Here is a 20460-nt window from a genome sequence, read left to right as displayed (position 1 = left end):
CGTGGCCAGCACGGTCGAGATCCTGGTCTCCTGTGCCGCCGACGTGCTGGACGAGGCCGGATTGCGCGAGGCGGGGTGCCGGCTGGTGGGCGGCGCGGGCTGAGCCTCGGGCACGCTTGCGCGGTCCTTGCGATTTCTTGCACGATCCTGCTGGATCTGTGCCCCGGGTGGCGACATTTGGCGGCGCTTTGCATAAGCTTGTCGACATGCCCAAGACCTCGACCCGCCACGGCCATGACAACCGCCTCGACGACCGCCACGACGCGCAGGTCGAGACCATGCTGCTGCGGGCACGCCTGGCGGCCCTGACCGAGCGCCTCACGCCGCCCGACACCGTGGTGGCCTCCCCGGTGCCCCGCCTGACCCTGGGGCACGGTGCCCACGTGGCGCACCCGGTGCACATGGTCTATGAGCCCGCCCTGTGCGTGATCGCCCAAGGCTGCAAGGAGGTCCTGGTGGGGCGCGACGTGGTGATTTACGACCAGTCGCAAGCCCTGATCTTTGCGCAGAATCTGCCCGTCACCGGGCACGTGATCGGCGCCTCACCCGAGACGCCGCACCTGGCCATCCGGCTGGACCTGGACGTGAAAGTGCTGGCCGAGCTGGCCGTGGAACTTCAGGTCGCCGCCCGGCCGCGCGTGGCTTCGCAGCGGGGCATCTACACCACCGCGCTCACCCCTGACCTGCTGCACCCCTTGCTGCGCCTGGTGCAGATGATCGAGCGCCCGCAGGACATCCCCACCCTGGCCCCGCTGGCCACCCGCGAAATCCTCTACCGCCTGCTCACCGGCCCCGGCGGTGAAGCCCTGGCCCAGCTGGCCATGCCCGACAGCCACAGCCAGCGCGTGGCCCAGGTGATCGCGCTGCTGCAGCAGCGCTTCCGCGAAACCCTGCGCATCGACGACCTGGCCCGCGAGGTCCACTGGAGCCCATCGGCCCTGCACCACCATTTCAAGGCCGTGACCGCCATGACCCCGGTGCAGTACCAGAAGCAGATCCGGCTCCAGGAAGCCCGGCGCCTTCTGCTGGCCGAGAACATCGACGCCAGCCTGGCCGGCCATCGTGTCGGCTACGACAGCCCTTCGCAGTTCAACCGCGAGTACAGCCGCTTCTTTGGCGCGCCGCCCGCACGCGACCTCAAGCGCATGCGCGCCCAGAAGGTGGCGTGATGGGCGGCTGACACCCCGCACTTCCTTCCCTCCGCAACCCGCCTCATGGCCGCCCGAACGGGCGCCAGGGAGAGGTGCTGGCCCGACACCGTGCCCGCCCCTGCCTTGTTCTCCACTTCGCAAAAGGACCTGACATGCAATACGTGAAATTCGGCCACACCGGCATGGACGTCTCCCGGATCTGCCTGGGCATGATGAGCTTCGGCAAGCCCGGACCCGAGCACGGCCTCTTCCCCTGGGCACGCGACTTCGACGAGGCCAAGCCCATCTTCCGCGCCGCCATCGAGGCCGGCATCAACTACTTCGACACGGCCAACATCTACCAGATGGGCAGCAGCGAAGAGGTGACCGGCAAGCTGATCCGCGAGTTCGCCCTCGACCGTGACGACATCGTCGTGGCCACCAAGGTGCGCATGGACATGCGCCCGGGCAAGCCCAATGGCGGCGGCCTCTCGCGCAAGGCCATCCTGAGCGAGATCGACAAGAGCCTCAAGCGCCTGGGCCTGGACCACGTGGACCTCTACACCATCCACCGTGCCGACCCGAACACGCCCATCGAAGAGACCATGGAGGCCCTGCACGACGTGGTCAAGAGCGGCAAGGTGCGCTACATCGGCGCGTCCACCATGTACGCGTGGCAGTTCGAGCGCATGCAGAACGTGGCCGAGAAGAACCACTGGACGAAGTTCGTGGCGATGCAGAACCACTACAACCTGATCTACCGCGAGGAAGAGCGCGAGATGATCCCGCTGTGCCAGGACCGCAAGGTGGCCCTGACCCCCTGGAGCCCGCTGGCCGGCGGCCGCCTGGCCCACCCCTGGGGCACGCAGACGGCGCGCGTGAAGGTCGACGAAGTGTCCAAGTGGGTGTGGGACGGCACGAACGCCCTCGACAAGGTCGTGGTCGACAACGTGCAGCGCCTGGCCGAGGCCAAAGGCCTGCCGATGGGCCAGCTGGCCCTGGCCTGGATGCTGAGCAAGCCCTGGATCACGGCCCCCATCGTGGGCACGACCTCGGTCCAGCATGTGCAGGATGCGGTCGCCGCCCTGGACATCCAGCTCTCGGCCGAGGACATCCAGGCCCTGGAGGCCCCTTATGCGCCGCACCCCGTGCTGGGCATGATGTGAGCCTGACGGGATCGACCGGGCTCGGCCACCTTCGTCGGTCCAGTGGGGCGCTCGCGCTCATGGGTTCCCTGGGCATGTCATCTGCACCTGCCGGACAAAACAAGCCGGGCCCATGTCCAGCTCACAGGGCAAGACGTAGTGGGCCGGGTCTGTGAGCGCGGCTTTCAGCACCTCGACATCGGGTGCGCCGCTGACACGCAGCAGGTGCCGCACAAAGCTTGACCGAGGTTGGTGGGTGCAGCACCAGTGCAGCACGAGCAGGCGGTGGGCGATGTCATCGTCCAATTCTTCGTGCAGATCTGCGAAATGGAAGACGCTTTCCCCAAGATGCTGGGTCAGGCGGGCCGCGACCGGGGCGATCGCGCTGCGCCACTGCACATAGGGGTTGGCGGCGTCGACCCGCCCTGCCGGGCTACCCCATGCGTCGATGTCCACCCATGGACCTGCGGGCAGCCATGTGGCCATCGCCAAAGGGGGTGGCGTCAAGGGGAACTCTGCCAGGGTGAGGACCTGGTCGTGGACCGTCGGCCATGAGAGCACCGGTGTGCTCATGACCGCTTCGATGGCCTGGTCCAGAAAATCGGCGGTGGCGTCACGCACCAGCTTGCCTTCCCTTAGCCACAGCACGAACTGGCGAGCAGGCAGGCACGGAGGCGAATCTGGCTCGAACAAGTCAAAGAAACAGACCCAGTCGAGGCTCGCCTGTGTGTCGATCAGCTCGTTCACCCAGGCCCTGGCCTGGGCGTGGCCCATACCCTGTTGGGCGCCCAGCACCGTCAAGGCCGCCAGGGGGTCAATAAAGGGCTCTCGGTGGCTGGCAGGCGGGGCCAGCAGTTCGATCCGGTCATGGTGTGGCGGGGCCACTGCGGGGGCGTGCGGATGAAAGCCGCTCAGCGTGGCCAGCACCTCCGTGCTCAGGCTGAAGACGGGTTGGCTGGCGATCAAGGCAGGTATGTCAGGCATGGTGGGTGGCTTTGGCAGGGAAATGGCTCAGTCCGAGTCTGCGCGGGCTCTCGCTCATGGGGTGAGCTTGGTCTTTTGCGACCGGCAGCTTGATCCGGGTCAACTGATGCCCTTGGCGAATGCCCAAACCAGGTCCATGCTGAAGCTGGCGCGATGGAGCCCCTGTGCGCCTCTCAGGCCGCTCGTCGGCGAAGGACGATTCATGAACCCAAGCATCTCCCTTTTGGCAGGCTTTGCTCTTGCCTCCATGGTGACCGCTGCCAGCGCGGGCGTCACGGAAGTGACCATGCCACTTGGCGCAACCGACATCGACTTCAAGTTTGCCCCTGGTGCCTGCACCGATGGCATCCGTGTGGGGGGAATTGGTGGAGACCGATACACCTTCACCTATTACGGCTGCAGCGCTGGCGACCTCAACAGGATCGATTTCCGCTACAACGAAACGCCCACAGGCCTTGTTCTGTTCGGCATCTTCGAAGCGGGTGCGCCCGAGACCATCGGTCGGTCGACGGTGACGATCCTGGACGCGTGGTGGACCCGTGACGGGGTTTTCTATCTGCCGGTTTGGAGCGATGGTTCGAGCCACGTCGTGGTGTCTGTGCCGGAGCCCGCCAGTGGAGCCATGGTGTTGGCAGGGTTGGGGCTGGTGTGGGGGATGCGGCGACGAACGGTCAGGACTGCACCCGACCCAGGCGTGACCCGCTAAGGGCGTGCGCACGCAAATACTCGACGAAGCCGCTTCGACGGCCAGCGCGTCGTGCTGTTCAGCACCTGCAGCAGTCGGTTTGCGCCCGAATACATCGCGGTGTTTCGACAGTGGGTGTTGCAACGTGGGGCTCGGTCATTCGAGTACCAGTTCGTCCGGCGTGGCCGGAGGGGTGAGCAATGCGCACCGCAGGACCCAATGCGGCCCGCGCCCCAGGCTTTCCGCGATGTCTTTGGAGCGCCAGGGCTGGACCCGTTGCCGCAACTGGAGCGTTTCGACCGTGTACGGCTGGTCGTGCCCTTTCAGCCATTCACCAAATCCCTGTCGCATGTGCCCGGGTTCCCTCCGCCCCACTCAAGCACCTGCGCTGCCCTGGAACGGGCTGCCCTCCAGCGTCGGGTAGTCGATGTAGCCCGCATCGGTGCCGCCGAAGAAGCTGTTGCGGTCCGCGACGTTCATCGGTGCCTTGGCCTTCAGGCGCGACACGAAGTCGGGGTTGGCCAGCACCATCTGACCGTAGGACTCCACATCGGCCAGACCGCTGGCGATGTCGGAGCCGATCTGCTCACGCGGGTGGCCAGGTCGGTTGAGCATCAGCGTGCCGCGCCACAGCTTGCGCAGGTCGGCCAGCAGGGCGTCGTTGCCCTGGTGCATGACGTGCAGATAAGCCAGGCCCAGCTTGTCGAGCTCGGCCACGAGGTGGCGGTACAAGGCCGGGCCCTCGGGGCCTTCATCGATGCCCCACAGCGTGGTGCCTGGCGAAAGCCGGATGGCGGTGCGGTCGGCGCCGATCTCGTCGGCAATGGCCTGCGCGACCTCGATGGCAAAGCGCGCACGGTTCTCGATCGAGCCGCCATAGGCATCGGTGCGGGTGTTCGAACTGGGCGCGAAGAACTGCTGCACCAGGTAGGCGTTGGCGCCATGGATCTCGACCCCATCGGCGCCGGCCTCGATCGCGCGCCGCGCGGCATGGCGGAAATCGGCGATGGTCTGGCCGATGTCTTCCAGGCTCAGCGCACGGGGCACGGGTGCGGTCTGCAGGCCGGTGGGCGTGAACATCTGTGCGCCCGAGCCAATGGCCGACGGCGCCACGGCCTGGCGGTGGTGCGGCGTGTTGTCGGGGTGGGACAAGCGGCCCGCGTGCATCAACTGGATGAACAGGCGCCCCCCTTGCGCATGCACCGCATCGCTGACGGCGCGCCAGCCGGCGACGTGCGCATCGGTGTAGATGCCCGGCGTCATCAGGTAGCCCTGGCCATCGTCCGAGGGCTGGGTGCCTTCGCTCACGATCAGGCCCAGGCTGGCACGCTGGGCGAAGTAGGTGGCGGCCGAGGCGCCCGGTGTGCCATCGAACTGGGCGCGTGAGCGGGTCATCGGTGCCATGGCCAGGCGGTTGGCCAAGGTGTAGCGACCGACTGGAACGGGCGTGAAAAGCGTTGTCATGGCGTGCTCGCTGAAAGTGAAAGGTGAAGTCTTGGGATCAGGCTGCCGTCTCTCTTCTGCATGTCGAGCGGCCCTGAATGCGATGCCTGGCATCTTGAAACATCCCGCCCATGAGATAAATACGGTTTCATGGGAAACATTGATCCCCTGATGGGGCAATCGAGATGGATTTTCTGAACGACATGGCGCTCTTTGTGGAGGTGGTCAAAGCCAAAGGCTTCCGCGGCGCGGCCGAGGCCACGGGCGTGCCCAACTCCACCGTGTCGCGGCGCATCGCCTTGCTGGAAAAGGCGGTGGGCCTGCGGCTGCTTCACCGCACCACGCGGCGGGTGGAGCTGACCGAGGCGGGCCAGCTCTACTACGAGCGCTGCCGTCGGATCGTGGAAGAGGCGCGCCTGGCCCATGAGCAACTGGGCGAGATGCTGGCCCAACCCAGCGGCGTGTTGCGCGCCTCACTGCCTGTGGATTTCGCCACCGTCTACCTCGCGCCCCTCATCACGGCCTTCGGCGAGCGTCACCCCGGCATCCGCTTCGAGTTCGACCTGACCCCGCGTCGGGTGGACCTCGTGACCGAGCCATTCGACGTGGCCATCCGCATGGGTGGCTTGCCCGACTCGGGCCTGATCGCGCAGCGGCTGGCGCTGCTGAACGCCCGCGTCTACGCCACGCCCCGCTACCTGGCGCGCGCCGGTGAGCCGCGAACGCCTCAAGCGCTGTCGCAGCACGAATGCCTGTGCTTCCCCAAGGCGGACACGTGGACGCTTGAGCGCGATGGCCTGGTCATCGAGGTTCCCGTGACGGGGCGCTACACGCTCAACAGCGTCGGCATGATCCGGCGCCTGGCCCTGCTGGACCAGGGGCTGATGCTGTTGCCCAAGGCCGTGGTGGCCGACGACCTGGCCAGTGGTCAGGTGGTGGAGGTGCTGCCCGGCTGGCAAGGCCGGCCCGTGCCGGTCTACGCGCTGACCGAAACGCGGCTGCTGCCGGCCAAGACGCAGCGCTTCATCGAGTTCCTCAAGGAGAGGCTGGCCGCTGCCGATTGACAGGCCACTCTGGCGACTGCACTGCCTGCACCGACTGCGCCGGAGGCAAGGCCTTGCACGAACTCATGCCTGGCTCCCCTGACTGAAAAAACCTTGCATCGCCCGGGCGGCGCCCGGACCAAACAGCACCTTCAGCATCGCCTCGGCTTCTGTGCGTGCAGCCTCGTTGCGCTCGAACATCTCCGCTTCGTAGGCTTGCAGCCCAGCCGCCAGGTTTTCCGGATGGCGGGCGATGGCCTGGCCCAGCTGTGCCCCGTCGAGCAGCGCCAGATTGGCGCCATCCCCCGAGGGCGCCATGAGGTGCGCGGCGTCTCCGACGAGCGTCACGCCCGGGTTGGCTGCCCATCGGGTATGCCGGGGCAGTTCGAAGATGGGGCGATGGATGAGCGGGTGCTCTGCATCCGTGATCAGCCCCACCAGCTCAGGGGCCCAGTCCTCAAATGCCTTGGCCACCTGCTGTTTCGCCTCCGCACTGGCGAAGTCCAGGGCAGCGAACCAGTCCGCCGATTGGGTGATCGCGATGTAGGCGTGCAAGACGGCACCCGGTTCGCGGTGCGCCATGATGGCCTTGCCTTCGTCGGGTGCGATCAGCATGCCTTGGCCAACCGCCTTGGCGAGCAGTGGATGCTGTGCGTCGCAGTTGCGCACGAAGGTCTCGACATACGACATGCCGGAGTACACCGGTTGGGCCGTGGTCAGCAGCGGGCGGACCTTTGACCAGGCGCCGTCCGCGCCGACGAGCAGGTCCACCTCGACCTGCTGCCCGTTGGTGAAGTGCAGGGCGTGCCGACCCGCTCCCAACGGTGCGGCGGTGGCGAGCTTGTGACCCCACCGGACGGCGTGGGGGGGAAGCGACTCCAGCAGCATGCGGCGCAAGGCGCCTCGTTGCACTTCGGGCCGTCCGCCCCCGTCGTTCGCGGCTTTCTCCACCAGCACCGCGCCATGCTTGTCGAGCACGCGGGTGCAGTCGGCGCCCCAGCAGATGCGCTGCTCGAACTCGCGGGTGAGGTCTGCGGTTCGCAGCGCCGCTTGCCCCGTGGCCTTGTGGATGTCGAGCATCCCGCCTTGCGACCGCGCGGCCGACGACGTGTCGGCCTCATAGACGGTGGCCGGAATGCCGTGGACGTGGAGCACACGGGCGAGGAGCAGGCCGCCGAGGCCCGCACCGATGATGGCAATGGATGTCGTCATGTCGTGGAGCCTTTGCAGGCAATTGGAACAATGTTCTATTGATATCATGGAACGGTGATCCAAACATGTCAAGGGCAAACACATGGACTCATCGATGGTTCGAAAGCGGCGCGCAGATGCCTTGTCTCGCACGCGCATCGTCGAAGCGGCCATCGTCCTGTTGGACAGCGCGGGCGAGGGCGCCCTGACCTTCAGGGCGTTGGCCGCGAAGCTCGACACGGGCCTCGGAGCCCTCTACCACCACCTGACGGACAAGGCCGACCTGGTCGCGGCCGCGTGCGACACCATCGTTGTGAAGGTCCTGACCAACCTCGATGCCTCGGCAGAACCGGTGGACCGGGTTCGGCAGTTGGGGCTGGCCCTGTATGACGCCATGGACCAGCACCCCTGGCTCGGCTCGACGCTGCCCCGAGTCCGAGGCCTGTCCGTGGTGCGCATCCTCGAGCCGATCGGTCAGAGCCTGGTCCAACTCGACGTCCCGCAGCCAGAACAATGGTCGACCGCGTCTGCCTTGCTGCACTACATGCTGGGCGTCGGGGGCCAGACCGCCGCGAACGCGCAGGTGGCTCGGCTTGGCGACATGAACCGGGAGTCCTACCTCGAAGCGGCAGCGAAGGAATGGGCTGCGCTGGACCCCGTGGCGTTCGCCTTTGTTCGCAGCGTGGCTGGCCAGTTGCCGCGGCACAGCGATCGCCAGGACTTCCTGGCGGGCCTTGACCTCATCTTGGCGGGCACTCGGATGCTGACGGTGGCGTCCAAGACGCGCCCCAGGCGCAAGGCGTGATGCCGGCTCCGCTGCACTGCCCCATTTGCCCCGGATCTGCACCTGCCTGAACGCGGCGCGGCTGCCTACACTGCCTGCATGCCCCTCTGTCGTTGCCCCTTCGCCCTTCGCTGATGTCACGCGCCCTCGGTCCCAACCTCCGCGGTGTGCTGTGGATGGTCGCCGCCATGGCGGCCTTTTCGCTGGAAGACGCCCTCATCAAACACGTCACCCGGGCGCTGCCCGTGGGCCAGGTCCTCATGGGCTTTGGCCTGGGCGGTGCGCTGCTGTTCGCGCTGGCCGCCTGGCGCAGCCAGACGCGGCTCATGGTGCCCGAGGTGCTGGCGCCGGCCATGCGGGTGCGGGCGTGTTTCGAGCTGGTGGGGCGCCTGTTCTATGTGCTGGCCGTGGCGCTCACGCCCTTGTCGGCCACCACCGTCATCCTGCAGGCCACGCCGGTGCTGGTGGTGCTGGGCGGCAGCCTGGTTTTCCGTGAACGGGTGGGTGTCCTGCGCTGGGCCGCCGTGGTGGCCGGCCTGGTCGGCGTGCTGCTGATCCTGCGGCCGGGTGCCGAGGCGTTTTCGCCGGTTTCGCTGCTGGCCCTCGTCGGCATGGCCGGCTTTGCCGGGCGGGACCTGGCCAGCCGCGCCGCACCACCCACGCTGAGCACGGTGCACCTGGGCTTTTTCGGCTTCCTCACGGTGGTGTTGGCCGGCGCCCTGTTTGCGCTGTGGGATGGTCGCGCCTTCCTCTGGCCCGAGGCGGACACCGCGGCCATGCTGGCGGGCTCGGTGCTCATCGGCACCTCGGCCTATGCCGCACTGATGAAGGCCATGCGCACGGGCGACATCGCCACCGTCACGCCCTTTCGCTACACCCGCCTGCTCTTTGGCGTGGGCCTGGGCGTGCTGGCCTTTGGCGAGCCGCTGGACGCGGGCATGCTGCTGGGCAGCGTGGTCATCGCCTCGGCGGGGCTGTTGATCGCGTGGGATGGGCGGCAGCGGCCGTGAGGCGGCGCTCTGGCAAAGTGGTCGCTGGCAGAATCAGGTCCATCTGCTTTCCCTGAACCATGGCACGTGACTCCATCGGCGACTTGCTCGCCTTCCTCGCGGTGGCGCGAGAGCGCAGCTTCACGCGCGCAGCGGCCCAATTGGGTGTGTCGCCCTCGTCACTGAGCCACACCATCCGCGCGCTGGAAGCTCGCCTTGGCGTGCGGCTCCTGACCCGAACCACCCGCAGCGTGGCGCCCACCGAGGCCGGTGAACGCCTGATGGCCACGGTGGCGCCTCGCCTGGCCGAGATCGAGGCAGAGGTGGCCGCTGTGAGCGACCTGGGCGCACAGCCTTCGGGCTCGGTCCGCATCACCGCCATCGATTACGCGGTCGACACCGTGCTGTGGCCCCGCATCGCCCCCTTGCTGGCGGCGCACCCGGGCATTCGGGTGGAGATCAATTCCGACTACCGCATGGTCGACATCGTCGAGGAGCGTTTCGACATCGGTGTGCGCTGGGGCGACCAGGTGGCCAAGGACATGATCGCGGTGCGCATCGCGCCCGACATGCGCCAGACCATCGTGGCCACACCCGCCTACCTGGCGGCACATGGTGTGCCGACCTCGCCCCAGGACCTGCTGAAGCATGCCTGCATCACCTTGCGCCTGGCCTCCAGCGGAGGGCTGTATGCCTGGGAGCTGGAGAAGGACGGGCGTGCCATGCAGGTGCGGGTGGACGGGCAGGCGACCTTCACCGGCGCCTACCAGGTGCTGAACGCGGCCCTGTCTGGCACAGGGCTGGCCTTCATGCCGCAGGACCTGGTGCAACCCCACATTGAGGCGGGGCGCTTGCAAAGCGTGATGGCCGATTGGTGCCCGACCTTCCCCGGCCTGCATGCCTACTACCCGAGTCGGCGGCAGTCTTCGCGGGCGCTGGGGTTGGTGGTCGAGGCCATCCGGCTCTCGCGCTGAGTCAGGGCTTCACTTCGCGTACTGCGCGTCGCTCACGGGCTCCAGCCAGGTCACGTTCTGGCCATCCTGAGTTTCGGTGATCGCCATGTGGGTCATGCCGGTGCTGGGGCCCGCGCCGTGCCAGTGTTTGACGCCCGCCGGGATCCAGACGACGTCACCTGGGCGGATGGTTTCCACCGGACCGCCTTCGCGCTGCACCCGGCCGACCCCGGCGGTCACGACCAGGGTCTGCCCGACAGGGTGGGTGTGCCAGACGGTTCGTGCCCCTGGCTCGAAGGTCACATACGCCGCGCTGGCGTGCCAGGGCGCCTGGGCGGCGTGCAGCATGTCGATGCGCACCGTGCCCGTGAAATTGGCCGGGACCTGGCCTTTGATCGAGGGCGTGCTGCCGGCGCGGGAGAGCACCAGGGGCGCGAGCGTGTCGCTTGCGGTCTGCGGGGCTTCGACGGCGCGCGCTTCACCCACGGCGAGGCAGCAGGCGAGCAGGGCCGCTGCACTGCGGGTGGGGTTGCTGGGGGTGCCGTTGACGGAGAGCTTGTCCATGGGGTGTCCTTGTTGAGAAGAGGGGGCTGCTCAGTGCGCGACGAAGCCGCCGTCCACCGGCAGGGCCACGCCCAGCACCATGCTGGCTGCCGGGCTGCACAGCCACAGCACCGCGGCGGCGACCTCCTCGGGGCGACCCATGCGGCCGATCGGCTGGCTCTTGAGGAATTCGCGCATGGCGGCGGGGTCGATTTCGTCGCCCATGGGGGTCTCGATGCACCCGGGGCACACGGCGTTGACGCGGATGCCCAGCGAGGCGACGTCCAGGGCCGCGCTCTTGGTCAGCCCGATGACCGCGTGTTTGCTCGCATGGTAGGCCGCCCGCCCGGGCAAGCCGACCAGGCCACCCAGCGACGAGCAGTTGACGATGGCGCCGCTGCCCTGGGCCTTCATCTGCAGCAACTCGTGCTTCATGAAGGTCCAGATGCCACGGAGGTTGACGGCCTGGGTGGCGTCGAAGCCCTCGGCGGTTTCTTCGCTCATCTCGCACATGGGGCCGAGGATGCCGGCGTTGTTGTAGGCCATGTCCAGGCGGCCGAACGTGGCCACGGTGCGGGCCACGGCGGCCTGTGCCTGGGCCTCGTCCGACACGTCGCACACGATGGCCATGACGCGGTGTCCTTCGGCTGCCAGGGCCTCGGTGGCGGCGTGCAGGCGCTCGGCCTGGCGGTCAACCAGCGTCACGGCCGCGCCGGCGCGGGCAAAGCCTTGTGCGGTGGCCAGGCCCAGGCCGGAGCTGGCGCCGGTGACCAGGGCAACCTGGCCCTGGAAGTGGTAGGTGGGGTGGTGGTTCATGGTGCGAGGTGCTGTTGGAAGAAGGCGGTGAGCTTGTCGAGCGAGGGGCCGACAAAGGCGGGTTTGTCGTAGAGGTCGAAGTGCGAGGCCCCGGGGATGACGAGCAGCTCCTTGGGTTGCTGTGCCCTGGCGTAGGCCTCCTGGCTGAAGCGCAAGGTCTCGGCTTTTTCGCCTGCGATCAGGAGCACGGGGCGAGGGGACAGCGCCTCCATGTGTGCCAGGGGGTAGTAGCCAATGTGCAGGCCAGGGCTGGTGACCACGTAGCGGTTGCGGGCGTGGGGGTGGGCCCCACGGGGTGTCTGGTAGTAGTCGTAGGCCTCGCGCAGGAAGGCGGGCGTGCTGGCCGTCCACTCCGCGCGACTGGGAACCAGGGGTTCGACCCGCACCGGGGCGCCGGCGGCTTCCTTGTTGAGCTGTTCGCTCACCCTGGCCAGCAGGGCCTGTCGGTCAGCCGCCGTCACGGGCGCGCCATCGATGCCCTCACGGGTGGCGCCACCGATGTCATAGGCCACCACGGTGGCCACGGCCCTGACCCGCGGGTCTGTTTGCGCTTCGTGCAGCACATAGCCCCCTCCGGCGCAAATGCCCAGGGTGGCAATGCGGCGGGCGTCGACGTAGGGCAGGCTGTTGAGGTAGCCCACCGCGCTGCGGATGTCCTGTACCCGCTGGGCAGGGTCTTCAAGGTCCCGTGGTTCGCCGCCGCTTTCACCGTAATGCGAGGCGTCGTAAGCCAGGGTGACGAAGCCGCGAAGGGCCAGTTGCTGTGCGTAGAGCCCTGCGGTCTGTTCCTTCACACCACCCCAGGGGTGGGCGACGAGGATGGCGGCATGCGGCCGACTGGGGTCAAAGCCGGGCGGCAGGTAGAGGTGACCGGCCATCCGGATCGCGCCGTTCTGGAAGCTCACCTTTTGTGCGCCAGTGGTGTTGGCACCATCTGCCACGGTGAGCGGCGAGGTCTGGGCTGACGCCGCGCCAGCGCCCTGGGCGATGACCGACAGCGACAGGCACATGCCCATGTTCAGCCAGTGGTGTTTCATGTTCATCGTCTCTGCTCAGTGGAGGTGGATGCCACTGTAGGCAGGTCGATGTCGCAGGACTAGCCGGCTGGCGTTGCATGAACCATGCGGTTTCCTTCATCAATCCGGGCGATGGGTGGAGGGAGGCCGGGTCTTCTTCAATGCCAGGGCCGCTGCATTCGCCAGCTCCTTGCGCGTCAACACCCACTGCGGCGCGTCCTGCAGCATGTCCACGGCCAGGTCGATGAAGGCGCGCACGCGCTTGGGCAGGGCCTCGCGGCTGCCGTAGTAGAGGTGCACGCCGATGTGGTCGGTCATGTGTGGCAACAGCAGGGGCACCAGCCGACCTTCGCGGATGTGGGGGGCGGCCGAGAGGTTGGCCACCTGCCCGATCACCTGGCCGGCCAGCACGGCCTGGAGCTCGAGTTCGGTGTCGTTGGTCGACAGGGTGGGCGTGACGAAGCGGTGCACCAGTTCGCCGTCGACGTTCAGGTACCAGGGCAGGACCTGGCCCGTGGCCGGGTGGCGGAAGGCGCTGCAGCGGTGCTCGGCCAGTTCGGCCAGGGTGCGCGGCGCCCCGTGGCGTGCGATGTAGGCCGGTGAGGCGCACACCATCAGCTGCACCGGGAACAGCCGCCGGGCGATCACACCCTCGTCGGTGCTGGCGCCGATCCGAAAGCCCACGTCCACCCGGTCGAGCACCCAGTTGCTGCGGCCGTCGTCCAGCTGCACCTCGGGGCGCACCGCGGGGTGGCGTTCGCAGAAGGCGTTGACCACCGGCATCAGGATGGACGAGAAGGACGACTGCGGCCCGACGATGCGCAGCGCGCCGCCGATCTCGTCCTTGGATTCGCGGGCCTGGGCCAGGGCGCGGTCCAGCGTGGCCAGGGCGGGTTGGGCGGTTTCCAGGAAGCGCTGGCCTTCGTCCGTCAGCGCGAGGCTGCGCGTGGTGCGGTGGAGCAGGCGCACGCCCAGGTGGGCTTCCAGCTGCGCCAGGGACTGGCTGGCGGCCTGGGCCGTCACGCCCTGGGCGATCGCCGCCTGGCGGATGCTGCCCAGTTCGATGGCCTTGGCCAGTGTGGCGATGGCGCGCAACTCGTTGATGGCCATGATGTGTGTCCGCCTGGAGGAGGGTATGAGGGGCTGATTGGGCCTTCAGTTTAAACATTGGCTTGCGGATGGTTCAAGCAAATGACTTCTAGTTGATTGAAAGCCGAATCCCTACAGTGGGGGCATGAACACCCGAACACCCCACCGCACGGCGGTGCTGGCCCTGGCCCTGGCCAGCTACCTGATGATCGTGCTCGACATCTCCATCGTCATCACCGGTCTGCCCAGGATCCGCGAAAGCCTGGGCTTCAGCCCGGCCATGCTGTCGTGGGTGCACACGGCCTACACCCTCGCGTTTGGCGGGGGGCTGATGGCCGGTGCCCGCGCCGGTGACCTCTTCGGCCGCCGGCGCATGCTGGTGCTGGGCCTGAGCCTGTTTGTCGCGGCCTCCCTGGCCATCGGCCTGGCGACCTCGCCGGCGATGCTGGTGTCGGCCCGCGCCGTGCAGGGCCTGGGATCGGCCATCCTGGCGCCGGCCACGCTGGCCCTGCTCTCCGTGAGTTTCCCCGAGGGCCCCGAGCGCACCCGCGCCCTGGGCTGGTACGGCGCCACGGCGGGTTTGGGCGCCAGCATCGGCATGGTGCTGGGTGGCGTGCTGGCCGACCTGGTCTCCTGGCGTGCGGGCTTTTTCATCAACGTGCCCATCGGCCTGGTGCTGCTGTGGGCGGCCCTGCGCCACGTGCCGCAGGATCCAAAGGGTGAGGGCGATCTGGACCTGCCCGGTGCCCTGCTCTCTACCCTGGGCATGGTGTTGCTGGTGTTTGGCCTGGTCGAGGTGGCCGAAACCGGCTGGCACTCGCGCCTGAGTCTGGGGGCACTGGCCGCAGGCGTGGCCTGCTTGCTGGCCTTCTTCCTGCACGAAGCGCGCACCGCCCAGCCCCTGCTGCCCCTGCGTCTGTTCCACAGCCGGGTGCGCTCGGGGGCCTATGCCGCCCGCCTGCTCTTCCTGGCCGGGGTGATCGGCTTCTGGTTCTACCTGACGCAGTACCTGCAAGGCGTGCTGGGCATGCGCCCCATGCAGGCCGGGCTGGCCTTCCTGCCCGCCACGGTGGTGCAACTGGGCGCGGCCATGGCCGTCTCGCCCCTGGCCCGCCGCTGGGGCCATGAGCGGGTGCTGGCCACAGGCCTGGCGCTCAGCACGGTCGGCATGGCCTGGCTGGCGCAGATCGGTGCCGACACCGCCTACCTCACCGGCGTGGCCCTGCCCATGGCCGTGCTGGGCATGGGCCAGGGCCTGGCCTTGAGCCCGCTCACCATCGCCGGCGTGGCGGGCGTGGCCCCGCAAGACGCGGGTGCGGCCTCCGGTCTGGTCAACGCCTCGCACCAGCTGGGCGGCTCGCTGGGCTTGGCCCTGCTGGTGGTGGTCTACGCCGCCAGCGCGGGCCACCGTGGCAGTGCCCAGGCCGACCTGGCGCACCGCGTGGCCGCCTGCCTGGGCGTGAGCGCCGGGCTGCTCGCCCTGTCGCTGCTGGTGGTGCTGGCCTGTGTGCTGCCCCGCCCCTGGGGTGCACGCCGCCCGGCGCCCGCACTGGCTTCCCTCTGAACTGAACGCACGAACCAAGGAGATCCACATGAAACACCGTCAACTGGGCCGCAGCGGCCTGGAAGTGTCTGCCCTGGGCCTGGGCTGCATGGGCCTGAGCTTTGCCTACGGCCCCGGTCTGGACCGCACTGCCGGCGTGCAGCTGATCCGCCAGGCCGTGGAGATGGGCGTGACCTTCTTCGACACGGCCGAGGACTATGGCGCGCTCAACGAAGAGATGGTGGGCGAGGCGCTGGCCCCGGTGCGCAGCAAGGTGGTCATCGCCACCAAGTTCGGCTTCAAGGACGGCAACGCCAGTGCCGGTGTGGACAGCCGCCCCGAGCGCATCCGCGCCGTGGTCGAGCAGTCGTTGCAGCGCCTGCGCACCGACCACATCGACCTGCTCTACCAGCACCGCGTGGACCCGGCCGTGCCCATGGAGGACGTGGCCGGCGCCGTGAAGGACCTGATCGCGCAAGGCAAGGTGCGGCACTTCGGCATGTCCGAAGCCGGGGTGGACTCGATCCGCCGTGCGCACGCCGTGCAGCCGGTCACTGCCGTGCAAAGCGAGTACTCGCTGTGGTGGCGCGAACCCGAGCAGGCCTTGCTGCCCGTGCTGGAAGAGCTGGGCATCGGCTTCGTGCCCTTCAGCCCGCTGGGCAAGGGCTTCCTGACCGGCACCATCAACGCGCAAACCACCTTTGCGCAAGACGACTTCCGCAACATCGTGCCCCGCTTCACCACCGAGGCGCGGCAGGCCAACCAGGCCCTGGTGGACGCTATCTCCGCCATCGCCCAGGCCCGACAGGCCACGCCCGCGCAGGTGGCCCTGGCCTGGCTGCTGGCGCAACGCCCCTGGATCGCGCCCATCCCGGGCACCACCAAGCTGCATCGGCTTGAAGAAAACCTCAAGGCCGCCGAGCTGGTGCTGAGCACCGAAGAGCTGGCGCGCATCGCCGAGGTGCTGGCGCGCATCCCCATCCAGGGCGAGCGCTACCCCGCCGCGCTGGCCGCCCGTGTCGGCCGCTGAGCCCCATCTGTCATTCACACAAGGACCACCCCCATGAGCTACCCCGTCAAAGCCTACGCCGCCCACTCACCCACCGGCCGCCTGGGCCTGTTCAACTTCGACCGCCGCAGCCCCCGCGCCGACGACGTCGTCATCGAGATCCTCTACTGCGGCGTCTGCCACTCCGACCTGCACAACGTGCGCAACGACTGGGGCAACGCCACCTACCCCATGGTGCCCGGCCACGAGATCGTGGGCCGCGTGCTGGCCGTGGGCCCCGAGGTCACGCGCTTCAAGGTGGGCGACGCCGTGGGCGTGGGCTGCATGGTCGAGTCGTGCCGGCATTGCGGCTCGTGCGGCAAGGGCTGGGAGCAGTACTGCGAGAACGGTGCCACCTACACCTACAACCACAAGGACCCGATAGACGGCACGCCCACGCAGGGCGGCTACAGCGAGAAGATCGTGGTGGCCGATCACTTCGTGCTGAAGGTGCCTGAGACCCTGGACCTGGCCGGTGCCGCGCCCCTGCTGTGCGCGGGCATCACCACCTTCTCGCCGCTGCGCCACTGGGGCGTGAAGCCCGGCAGCAAGGTGGCCATCGTGGGCCTGGGCGGCCTGGGCCACATGGGCCTCAAGCTGGCCAAGGCCATGGGCGCCGAGGTGACGCTGTTCAGCCGCTCGCCGGGCAAGGAAGCCGATGCGCGCCGCCTGGGTGCCGACCACATCGTCATCTCCACCGACCCGGCCCAGATGGCCGCGGTGGCCGGCCGCTTCGAGCTGATCATCGACACCGTGCCCTACCAGCACGACGTGAACCCCTATGTGCCCACGCTGGCTTCGGGCGGCACCATCGTGATGGTGGGCTACCTGGGCCCGCTGGAGACGCCCTTCAACACCGGCCCGCTGGTGTTCAGCCGCAAGGCCCTGGCCGGCTCCTTGATCGGTGGCATCGCCGAAACGCAGGAGATGCTGGACTTCTGCGGCCAGCACGGCATCACCTCCGACATCGAGGTGATCCAGATCCAGGACATCAACGAGGCCTATGAGCGCATGCTGAAGGCCGATGTGAAGTACCGCTTCGTCATCGACATGGCCTCATTGAAGAGCGAGGTGAGCGCATGAGCACAGCCTCCCCATTGACCGTGCTGGTCGTGGGCGCCACCGGCAGCATCGGCCGCCTGGCCGTGGCCGAAGCCCTGCGCCAGGGCCACGCCGTGCGCGCGCTGGTGCGCCCCGGCCGCCGCGCCCACGGCCTGCCTGCCGGCGCCGAGGTGGTGGAAGGCGAGCTGACCCGTTCGGAATCACTCTCTGCCGTGGTCGACGGTGTGGACGCGGTGGTCTTCACCCACGGCTCCAGCGGCGGTGGCCGCAGCGCCGCCGAACAGGTGGACTATGGCGCGGTGCGCAACGTGCTGCGCGCCCTGAACGGCCGCCGGGTGCGCGTGGCCTTGATGACGGCCATTGGCGTGACCGACCGCGCTGGCGCCTACAACCGCTCAACCGGCATCCACGACTGGAAGCGGCGCGGCGAGCGCCTGCTGCGTGCCAGCGGCCTGCCGTACACCATCGTGCGCCCCGGCTGGTTTGATTACAACGCCCGCGACCAGCACCACCTGACGCTCTTGCAAGGCGACACCCGCCATGCCGGCGACCCGAGCGATGGCGTGGTGGCGCGCCAGCAGATCGCCGAGGTGCTGGTGTCCAGCCTCACGGCCGATGCGGCCATCGGCAAGACCTTCGAGCTGGTGGCCGACAAAGGCCCTGCGCAACAGAACCTGGCGCCCTTGTTCGCCGCCCTGAAGGCCGACCGCCCGGGCGAACTGGACGCCGTGCTGGACGTCACCGACATGCCGCTGGACGCCGAGCCGGCCTCGGTGCGTGAAGACCTGGCCATGCTGGCCAGGAAAGGAGCCTGAGATGAAACCCCTGATCGCCGCCGCCACCGTGGCCCTGTCCATGATGGAACCCGCCTTGGCCGCCGATGCCACCGCCACCACAGCAGCCTCTGAACTGCAGATCACCCGCGCCCGCACCCGTGGCATCAACCCCGGCCCCGCCGACTGGTTCACCGGCACCGTGAAGGTGGAGATGCTCTACACCCCGGTGGGCGCCGAACACGCCTCGGCCGGCAACGTGACCTTCTCGCCGGGCGCCCGCACCGCCTGGCACAGCCACCCGCTGGGCCAGACCCTGGTGGTCACCGCCGGCATCGGCCGTGTGCAGCGCTGGGGCGGCCCGCTGGAAGAGATCCGCGTCGGTGACGTGGTGCACATCCCCGCCCACGTCAAGCACTGGCACGGCGCCGCGCCCGACTGGATGGAACAGGTCAGCAACGAGCAATACCGCGCTGAACTCAACTGAAGGAGCAAACCATGAAAGAAGTGCTCATCGTCATCGGCGCTGGCTACATCGGCCAGGCCATCGCGCGCCGCATCGGCGCAGGCAAGCGCGTGGTGGTGGCCAACCACTCGCCGGCCTCCACCAAGGCTGCGGCCGACGTCCTGGCTGATGCCGGCTTCGAGGTCACCGAGGCGGTGGTCGACATCTCGTCCCGCGCATCGGTCCAGGCCCTGGTCGACCAGGCTCAGGCCCTGGGCCCCATCACGGGCCTGGTGCAAGCGGCCGGCGTGTCGCCTTCGCAGGCGCCCATCGACACCATCCTGCACGTCGACCTCTACGGCACCGCGTTGGTGTTGGAGCTCGTGGGCCAGGTGATCGCTCCGGGCGGCTCGGGCGTGGTGATCTCGTCGCAGTCGGGCCACCGCCTGCCGGCCCTGACGCCCGAGCAGGATCGCCTGCTGGCCACCACCCCCACCGAAGAACTGCTCAAGCTGCCCATGCTGCAGCCCGGCCAGGTGAGGGACACGCTGCACGCCTACCAGCTGTCCAAGCGCGGCAACGCGCTGCGCGTGATGGCCGAGGCCGTGCGCTGGGGTGAACGTGGTGCGCGCATCAACACCATCAGCCCCGGCATCGTGATGACGCCGCTGGCCCGCGACGAGCTCAACGGCCCGCGTGGCGCCGGCTACCGCCACATGATCGAGGCCTGCGCCGTGCGCCGCGCCGGTACGCCCGACGAGGTGGCCAACGTCGCCGCATTGCTGATGGGCCCGGACGGCGGCTTCATCACCGGCAGCGACTTCCTGATGGATGGCGGGGTCACCGCGGCCTACCGCTTCGGCAGCCTGGCACCGACCCCGGGCTGAGACGCGCCGCCCAGGCCGTTCAACGCCGGGCGAAGCGGCGGTTGACGTGGGCCAGGTTGCGGAAGGCGACTTCGTGGCCGCTGTCGGTCACCCGCTGTTTGGCGCCTCTCAGCAGCTGGCAGGCGCGCCCTGCACAGGCCCACTCTGCCCGTGCCGGTGCTCGTCCGGGGTCATGCCCGTCATCTTGCGGAACATCGCGATGAAGGCCGAGGTGCTCTGGTAGCCGAGTTCGGCGGCCACGGTGGCCACCTTGTCGCCAGCCTGCAGACGGGGACAGGCTTTGACCACGCGCAGGCGCTGGCGCCATTCCGCCAGCGACATGCCCAGATCGCGCTGGGCGCGGCGGCTCAGGGTGCGCTCGGTGCAGTGCACGGCGCGGGCCCATTCGGACAAAGAGCGTGGGTCAGACGGGTTCTGCTCCAGAGCCTGAAGGATCTCGGCCAGAACCGGGTCATCGGAGCGCGGCAGGTAGCTGCCGACCGGGGTGGCGTGGGCCAGCTGGTCGACCAGTACCTGCATCAGCCGGCCAGCTTCGGCGCTGGGCGGCACGGTGGGCACCTCGGCGCGCAGGTGGGCCAGCAGGGCCCGAGCCAACGGGCTCACCGCCAGGGCGCCGGGCTCGGTGGGCAGTCCTGCACACAGGGGGGCGGCGACGTAGAGGGAGCTGTGCAGGGCTGCTGCGCGGTTCAGGCCCTGGTGGGCCACGTTCGGCGGCAGCCATATGCCCAGTTGAGGTGGCGCAACCACGTGTTGTCCGGCCAGCTTGACCTCGATCACGCCGCAAAAGGCGTAGACGAACTCGCCCCAAGGGTGCTGGTGCTGCGGGTAGCGGCCTTGCGCGGGCATCTGCGCCACGCGGAAGACCAGGGGCGTCGGCAAGGCGTCTTGGTA

At 68.5% G+C, this 20460-nt stretch carries 21 protein-coding genes; 13 read left to right on the top strand and 8 right to left on the bottom strand.

Annotation, left to right across the window (positions count from 1 at the left end):
* The first annotated feature begins 206 nt into the window (after positions 1-206).
* Together QZ994_RS11110 and QZ994_RS11105 are read left to right on the top strand one after the other, a co-directional pair.
* Positions 207-1169, top strand: coding sequence for an AraC family transcriptional regulator (locus QZ994_RS11110; protein WP_290871501.1), 963 nt, complete (start codon positions 207-209; stop codon positions 1167-1169).
* Between the two features lie 134 nt (positions 1170-1303).
* Positions 1304-2296 (top strand): aldo/keto reductase, encoded by a 993-nt coding sequence (locus tag QZ994_RS11105; RefSeq protein WP_290871500.1) that lies wholly within the window; start codon positions 1304-1306, stop codon positions 2294-2296.
* A 57-nt stretch (positions 2297-2353) separates the two neighbouring features.
* Here the strand turns inward: QZ994_RS11105 and QZ994_RS11100 are convergent, their stop codons facing one another.
* On the bottom strand, positions 2354-3259 hold the full coding sequence (locus tag QZ994_RS11100; RefSeq protein WP_290871499.1) for a hypothetical protein: 906 nt from the start codon (positions 3257-3259) through the stop codon (positions 2354-2356).
* 202 nt (positions 3260-3461) lie between these two features.
* Between QZ994_RS11100 and QZ994_RS11095 the strand changes: the two genes are divergently transcribed.
* Complete coding sequence (locus QZ994_RS11095; protein ID WP_290871498.1) at positions 3462-3965, top strand: PEP-CTERM sorting domain-containing protein; 504 nt, start codon at positions 3462-3464, stop codon at positions 3963-3965.
* Positions 3966-4319: 354 nt separating this feature from the next.
* Here the strand turns inward: QZ994_RS11095 and QZ994_RS11090 are convergent, their stop codons facing one another.
* The gene (locus tag QZ994_RS11090; protein WP_290871497.1) at positions 4320-5408 is read right to left on the bottom strand and encodes an alkene reductase; all 1089 of its coding nucleotides are present in this window, start codon (positions 5406-5408) and stop codon (positions 4320-4322) included.
* Positions 5409-5572: 164 nt separating this feature from the next.
* Here QZ994_RS11090 and QZ994_RS11085 point away from each other — a divergent pair, with 164 nt between their 5' ends.
* A complete protein-coding gene (locus tag QZ994_RS11085; protein WP_290871496.1) occupies positions 5573-6451 on the top strand; it encodes a LysR family transcriptional regulator in 879 nt (292 codons plus the stop codon).
* Positions 6452-6514: 63 nt separating this feature from the next.
* Here QZ994_RS11085 and QZ994_RS11080 read toward each other — a convergent pair whose 3' ends face one another.
* Positions 6515-7642 (bottom strand): NAD(P)/FAD-dependent oxidoreductase, encoded by a 1128-nt coding sequence (locus tag QZ994_RS11080; protein ID WP_290871495.1) that lies wholly within the window; start codon positions 7640-7642, stop codon positions 6515-6517.
* Between the two features lie 82 nt (positions 7643-7724).
* Here QZ994_RS11080 and QZ994_RS11075 point away from each other — a divergent pair, with 82 nt between their 5' ends.
* The 3 genes from QZ994_RS11075 to QZ994_RS11065 all read left to right on the top strand — a co-directional run bounded on the left by QZ994_RS11075 (position 7725) and on the right by QZ994_RS11065 (position 10368).
* Positions 7725-8426, top strand: a complete 702-nt coding sequence (locus QZ994_RS11075) for a TetR/AcrR family transcriptional regulator (RefSeq protein ID WP_290871494.1) — start codon at positions 7725-7727, stop codon at positions 8424-8426.
* A gap of 113 nt (positions 8427-8539) precedes the next feature.
* Positions 8540-9415 (top strand): DMT family transporter, encoded by an 876-nt coding sequence (locus tag QZ994_RS11070; protein WP_290871493.1) that lies wholly within the window; start codon positions 8540-8542, stop codon positions 9413-9415.
* 59 nt (positions 9416-9474) lie between these two features.
* Positions 9475-10368, top strand: coding sequence for a LysR family transcriptional regulator (locus QZ994_RS11065; protein ID WP_290871492.1), 894 nt, complete (start codon positions 9475-9477; stop codon positions 10366-10368).
* 9 nt (positions 10369-10377) lie between these two features.
* On the opposite strand, the gene QZ994_RS11060 is transcribed toward QZ994_RS11065, so the two are convergent.
* From QZ994_RS11060 to QZ994_RS11045, 4 genes are all read right to left on the bottom strand, one after another.
* Positions 10378-10911 (bottom strand): cupin domain-containing protein, encoded by a 534-nt coding sequence (locus QZ994_RS11060; RefSeq protein ID WP_290871491.1) that lies wholly within the window; start codon positions 10909-10911, stop codon positions 10378-10380.
* A 30-nt stretch (positions 10912-10941) separates the two neighbouring features.
* Positions 10942-11706, bottom strand: coding sequence for an SDR family NAD(P)-dependent oxidoreductase (locus QZ994_RS11055; protein ID WP_290871490.1), 765 nt, complete (start codon positions 11704-11706; stop codon positions 10942-10944).
* Positions 11703-12749 carry an alpha/beta hydrolase gene (locus QZ994_RS11050; protein WP_290871489.1) on the bottom strand — a complete coding sequence of 349 codons (1047 nt, stop codon included), beginning with the start codon at positions 12747-12749 and terminating at the stop codon, positions 11703-11705. The genes QZ994_RS11055 and QZ994_RS11050 overlap by 4 nt, the downstream gene beginning before the upstream one ends.
* A 93-nt stretch (positions 12750-12842) precedes the next feature.
* Positions 12843-13832 (bottom strand): LysR family transcriptional regulator, encoded by a 990-nt coding sequence (locus tag QZ994_RS11045; RefSeq protein ID WP_290871488.1) that lies wholly within the window; start codon positions 13830-13832, stop codon positions 12843-12845.
* A 124-nt stretch (positions 13833-13956) separates the two neighbouring features.
* Between QZ994_RS11045 and QZ994_RS11040 the strand changes: the two genes are divergently transcribed.
* Genes QZ994_RS11040 through QZ994_RS11015 form a run of 6 tightly spaced genes read left to right on the top strand, consistent with a single transcriptional unit; the run spans position 13957 to position 19569 of the window.
* On the top strand, positions 13957-15375 hold the full coding sequence (locus tag QZ994_RS11040) for an MFS transporter (protein WP_290871487.1): 1419 nt from the start codon (positions 13957-13959) through the stop codon (positions 15373-15375).
* Positions 15376-15403: 28 nt separating this feature from the next.
* Positions 15404-16384 (top strand): aldo/keto reductase, encoded by a 981-nt coding sequence (locus QZ994_RS11035; protein WP_290871486.1) that lies wholly within the window; start codon positions 15404-15406, stop codon positions 16382-16384.
* A 33-nt stretch (positions 16385-16417) separates the two neighbouring features.
* Positions 16418-17485, top strand: coding sequence for an NAD(P)-dependent alcohol dehydrogenase (locus QZ994_RS11030; RefSeq protein WP_290871485.1), 1068 nt, complete (start codon positions 16418-16420; stop codon positions 17483-17485).
* On the top strand, positions 17482-18279 hold the full coding sequence (locus QZ994_RS11025; RefSeq protein ID WP_290871484.1) for an SDR family oxidoreductase: 798 nt from the start codon (positions 17482-17484) through the stop codon (positions 18277-18279). The genes QZ994_RS11030 and QZ994_RS11025 overlap by 4 nt, the downstream gene beginning before the upstream one ends.
* 1 nt (position 18280) lies before the next feature.
* The gene (locus QZ994_RS11020; RefSeq protein ID WP_290871483.1) at positions 18281-18724 is read left to right on the top strand and encodes a cupin domain-containing protein; all 444 of its coding nucleotides are present in this window, start codon (positions 18281-18283) and stop codon (positions 18722-18724) included.
* 11 nt (positions 18725-18735) lie between these two features.
* Positions 18736-19569 carry an SDR family oxidoreductase gene (locus QZ994_RS11015; protein ID WP_290871482.1) on the top strand — a complete coding sequence of 278 codons (834 nt, stop codon included), beginning with the start codon at positions 18736-18738 and terminating at the stop codon, positions 19567-19569.
* 108 nt (positions 19570-19677) lie between these two features.
* On the opposite strand, the gene QZ994_RS11010 is transcribed toward QZ994_RS11015, so the two are convergent.
* Positions 19678-20460 (bottom strand): helix-turn-helix domain-containing protein (locus QZ994_RS11010; RefSeq protein ID WP_367172292.1); only part of this gene is annotated, 783 nt, incomplete at its 5' end.

Source organism: Aquabacterium sp. (assembly GCF_021768455.1).
GTDB lineage: Bacteria > Pseudomonadota > Gammaproteobacteria > Burkholderiales > Burkholderiaceae_C > Aquabacterium.
This window is presented reverse-complemented; position numbering and strand designations above follow the sequence as displayed.

Bases quoted from the DNA above. Each gene is read 5' to 3' on its own strand.
- QZ994_RS11050 (WP_290871489.1), bottom strand. From the start codon at position 12,749: ATGAACATGAAACACCACTGGCTGAACATGGGCATGTGCCTGTCGCTG.
- QZ994_RS11090 (WP_290871497.1), bottom strand. From the start codon at position 5,408: ATGACAACGCTTTTCACGCCCGTTCCAGTCGGTCGCTACACCTTGGCC.
- QZ994_RS11060 (WP_290871491.1), bottom strand. From the start codon at position 10,911: ATGGACAAGCTCTCCGTCAACGGCACCCCCAGCAACCCCACCCGCAGT.
- QZ994_RS11105 (WP_290871500.1), top strand. From the start codon at position 1,304: ATGCAATACGTGAAATTCGGCCACACCGGCATGGACGTCTCCCGGATC.
- QZ994_RS11095 (WP_290871498.1), top strand. From the start codon at position 3,462: ATGAACCCAAGCATCTCCCTTTTGGCAGGCTTTGCTCTTGCCTCCATG.
- QZ994_RS11070 (WP_290871493.1), top strand. From the start codon at position 8,540: ATGTCACGCGCCCTCGGTCCCAACCTCCGCGGTGTGCTGTGGATGGTC.
- QZ994_RS11045 (WP_290871488.1), bottom strand. From the start codon at position 13,832: ATGGCCATCAACGAGTTGCGCGCCATCGCCACACTGGCCAAGGCCATC.
- QZ994_RS11100 (WP_290871499.1), bottom strand. From the start codon at position 3,259: ATGCCTGACATACCTGCCTTGATCGCCAGCCAACCCGTCTTCAGCCTG.
- QZ994_RS11025 (WP_290871484.1), top strand. From the start codon at position 17,482: ATGAGCACAGCCTCCCCATTGACCGTGCTGGTCGTGGGCGCCACCGGC.
- QZ994_RS11110 (WP_290871501.1), top strand. From the start codon at position 207: ATGCCCAAGACCTCGACCCGCCACGGCCATGACAACCGCCTCGACGAC.
- QZ994_RS11030 (WP_290871485.1), top strand. From the start codon at position 16,418: ATGAGCTACCCCGTCAAAGCCTACGCCGCCCACTCACCCACCGGCCGC.
- QZ994_RS11040 (WP_290871487.1), top strand. From the start codon at position 13,957: ATGAACACCCGAACACCCCACCGCACGGCGGTGCTGGCCCTGGCCCTG.
- QZ994_RS11065 (WP_290871492.1), top strand. From the start codon at position 9,475: ATGGCACGTGACTCCATCGGCGACTTGCTCGCCTTCCTCGCGGTGGCG.
- QZ994_RS11015 (WP_290871482.1), top strand. From the start codon at position 18,736: ATGAAAGAAGTGCTCATCGTCATCGGCGCTGGCTACATCGGCCAGGCC.
- QZ994_RS11020 (WP_290871483.1), top strand. From the start codon at position 18,281: ATGAAACCCCTGATCGCCGCCGCCACCGTGGCCCTGTCCATGATGGAA.
- QZ994_RS11085 (WP_290871496.1), top strand. From the start codon at position 5,573: ATGGATTTTCTGAACGACATGGCGCTCTTTGTGGAGGTGGTCAAAGCC.
- QZ994_RS11055 (WP_290871490.1), bottom strand. From the start codon at position 11,706: ATGAACCACCACCCCACCTACCACTTCCAGGGCCAGGTTGCCCTGGTC.
- QZ994_RS11075 (WP_290871494.1), top strand. From the start codon at position 7,725: ATGGACTCATCGATGGTTCGAAAGCGGCGCGCAGATGCCTTGTCTCGC.
- QZ994_RS11080 (WP_290871495.1), bottom strand. From the start codon at position 7,642: ATGACGACATCCATTGCCATCATCGGTGCGGGCCTCGGCGGCCTGCTC.
- QZ994_RS11035 (WP_290871486.1), top strand. From the start codon at position 15,404: ATGAAACACCGTCAACTGGGCCGCAGCGGCCTGGAAGTGTCTGCCCTG.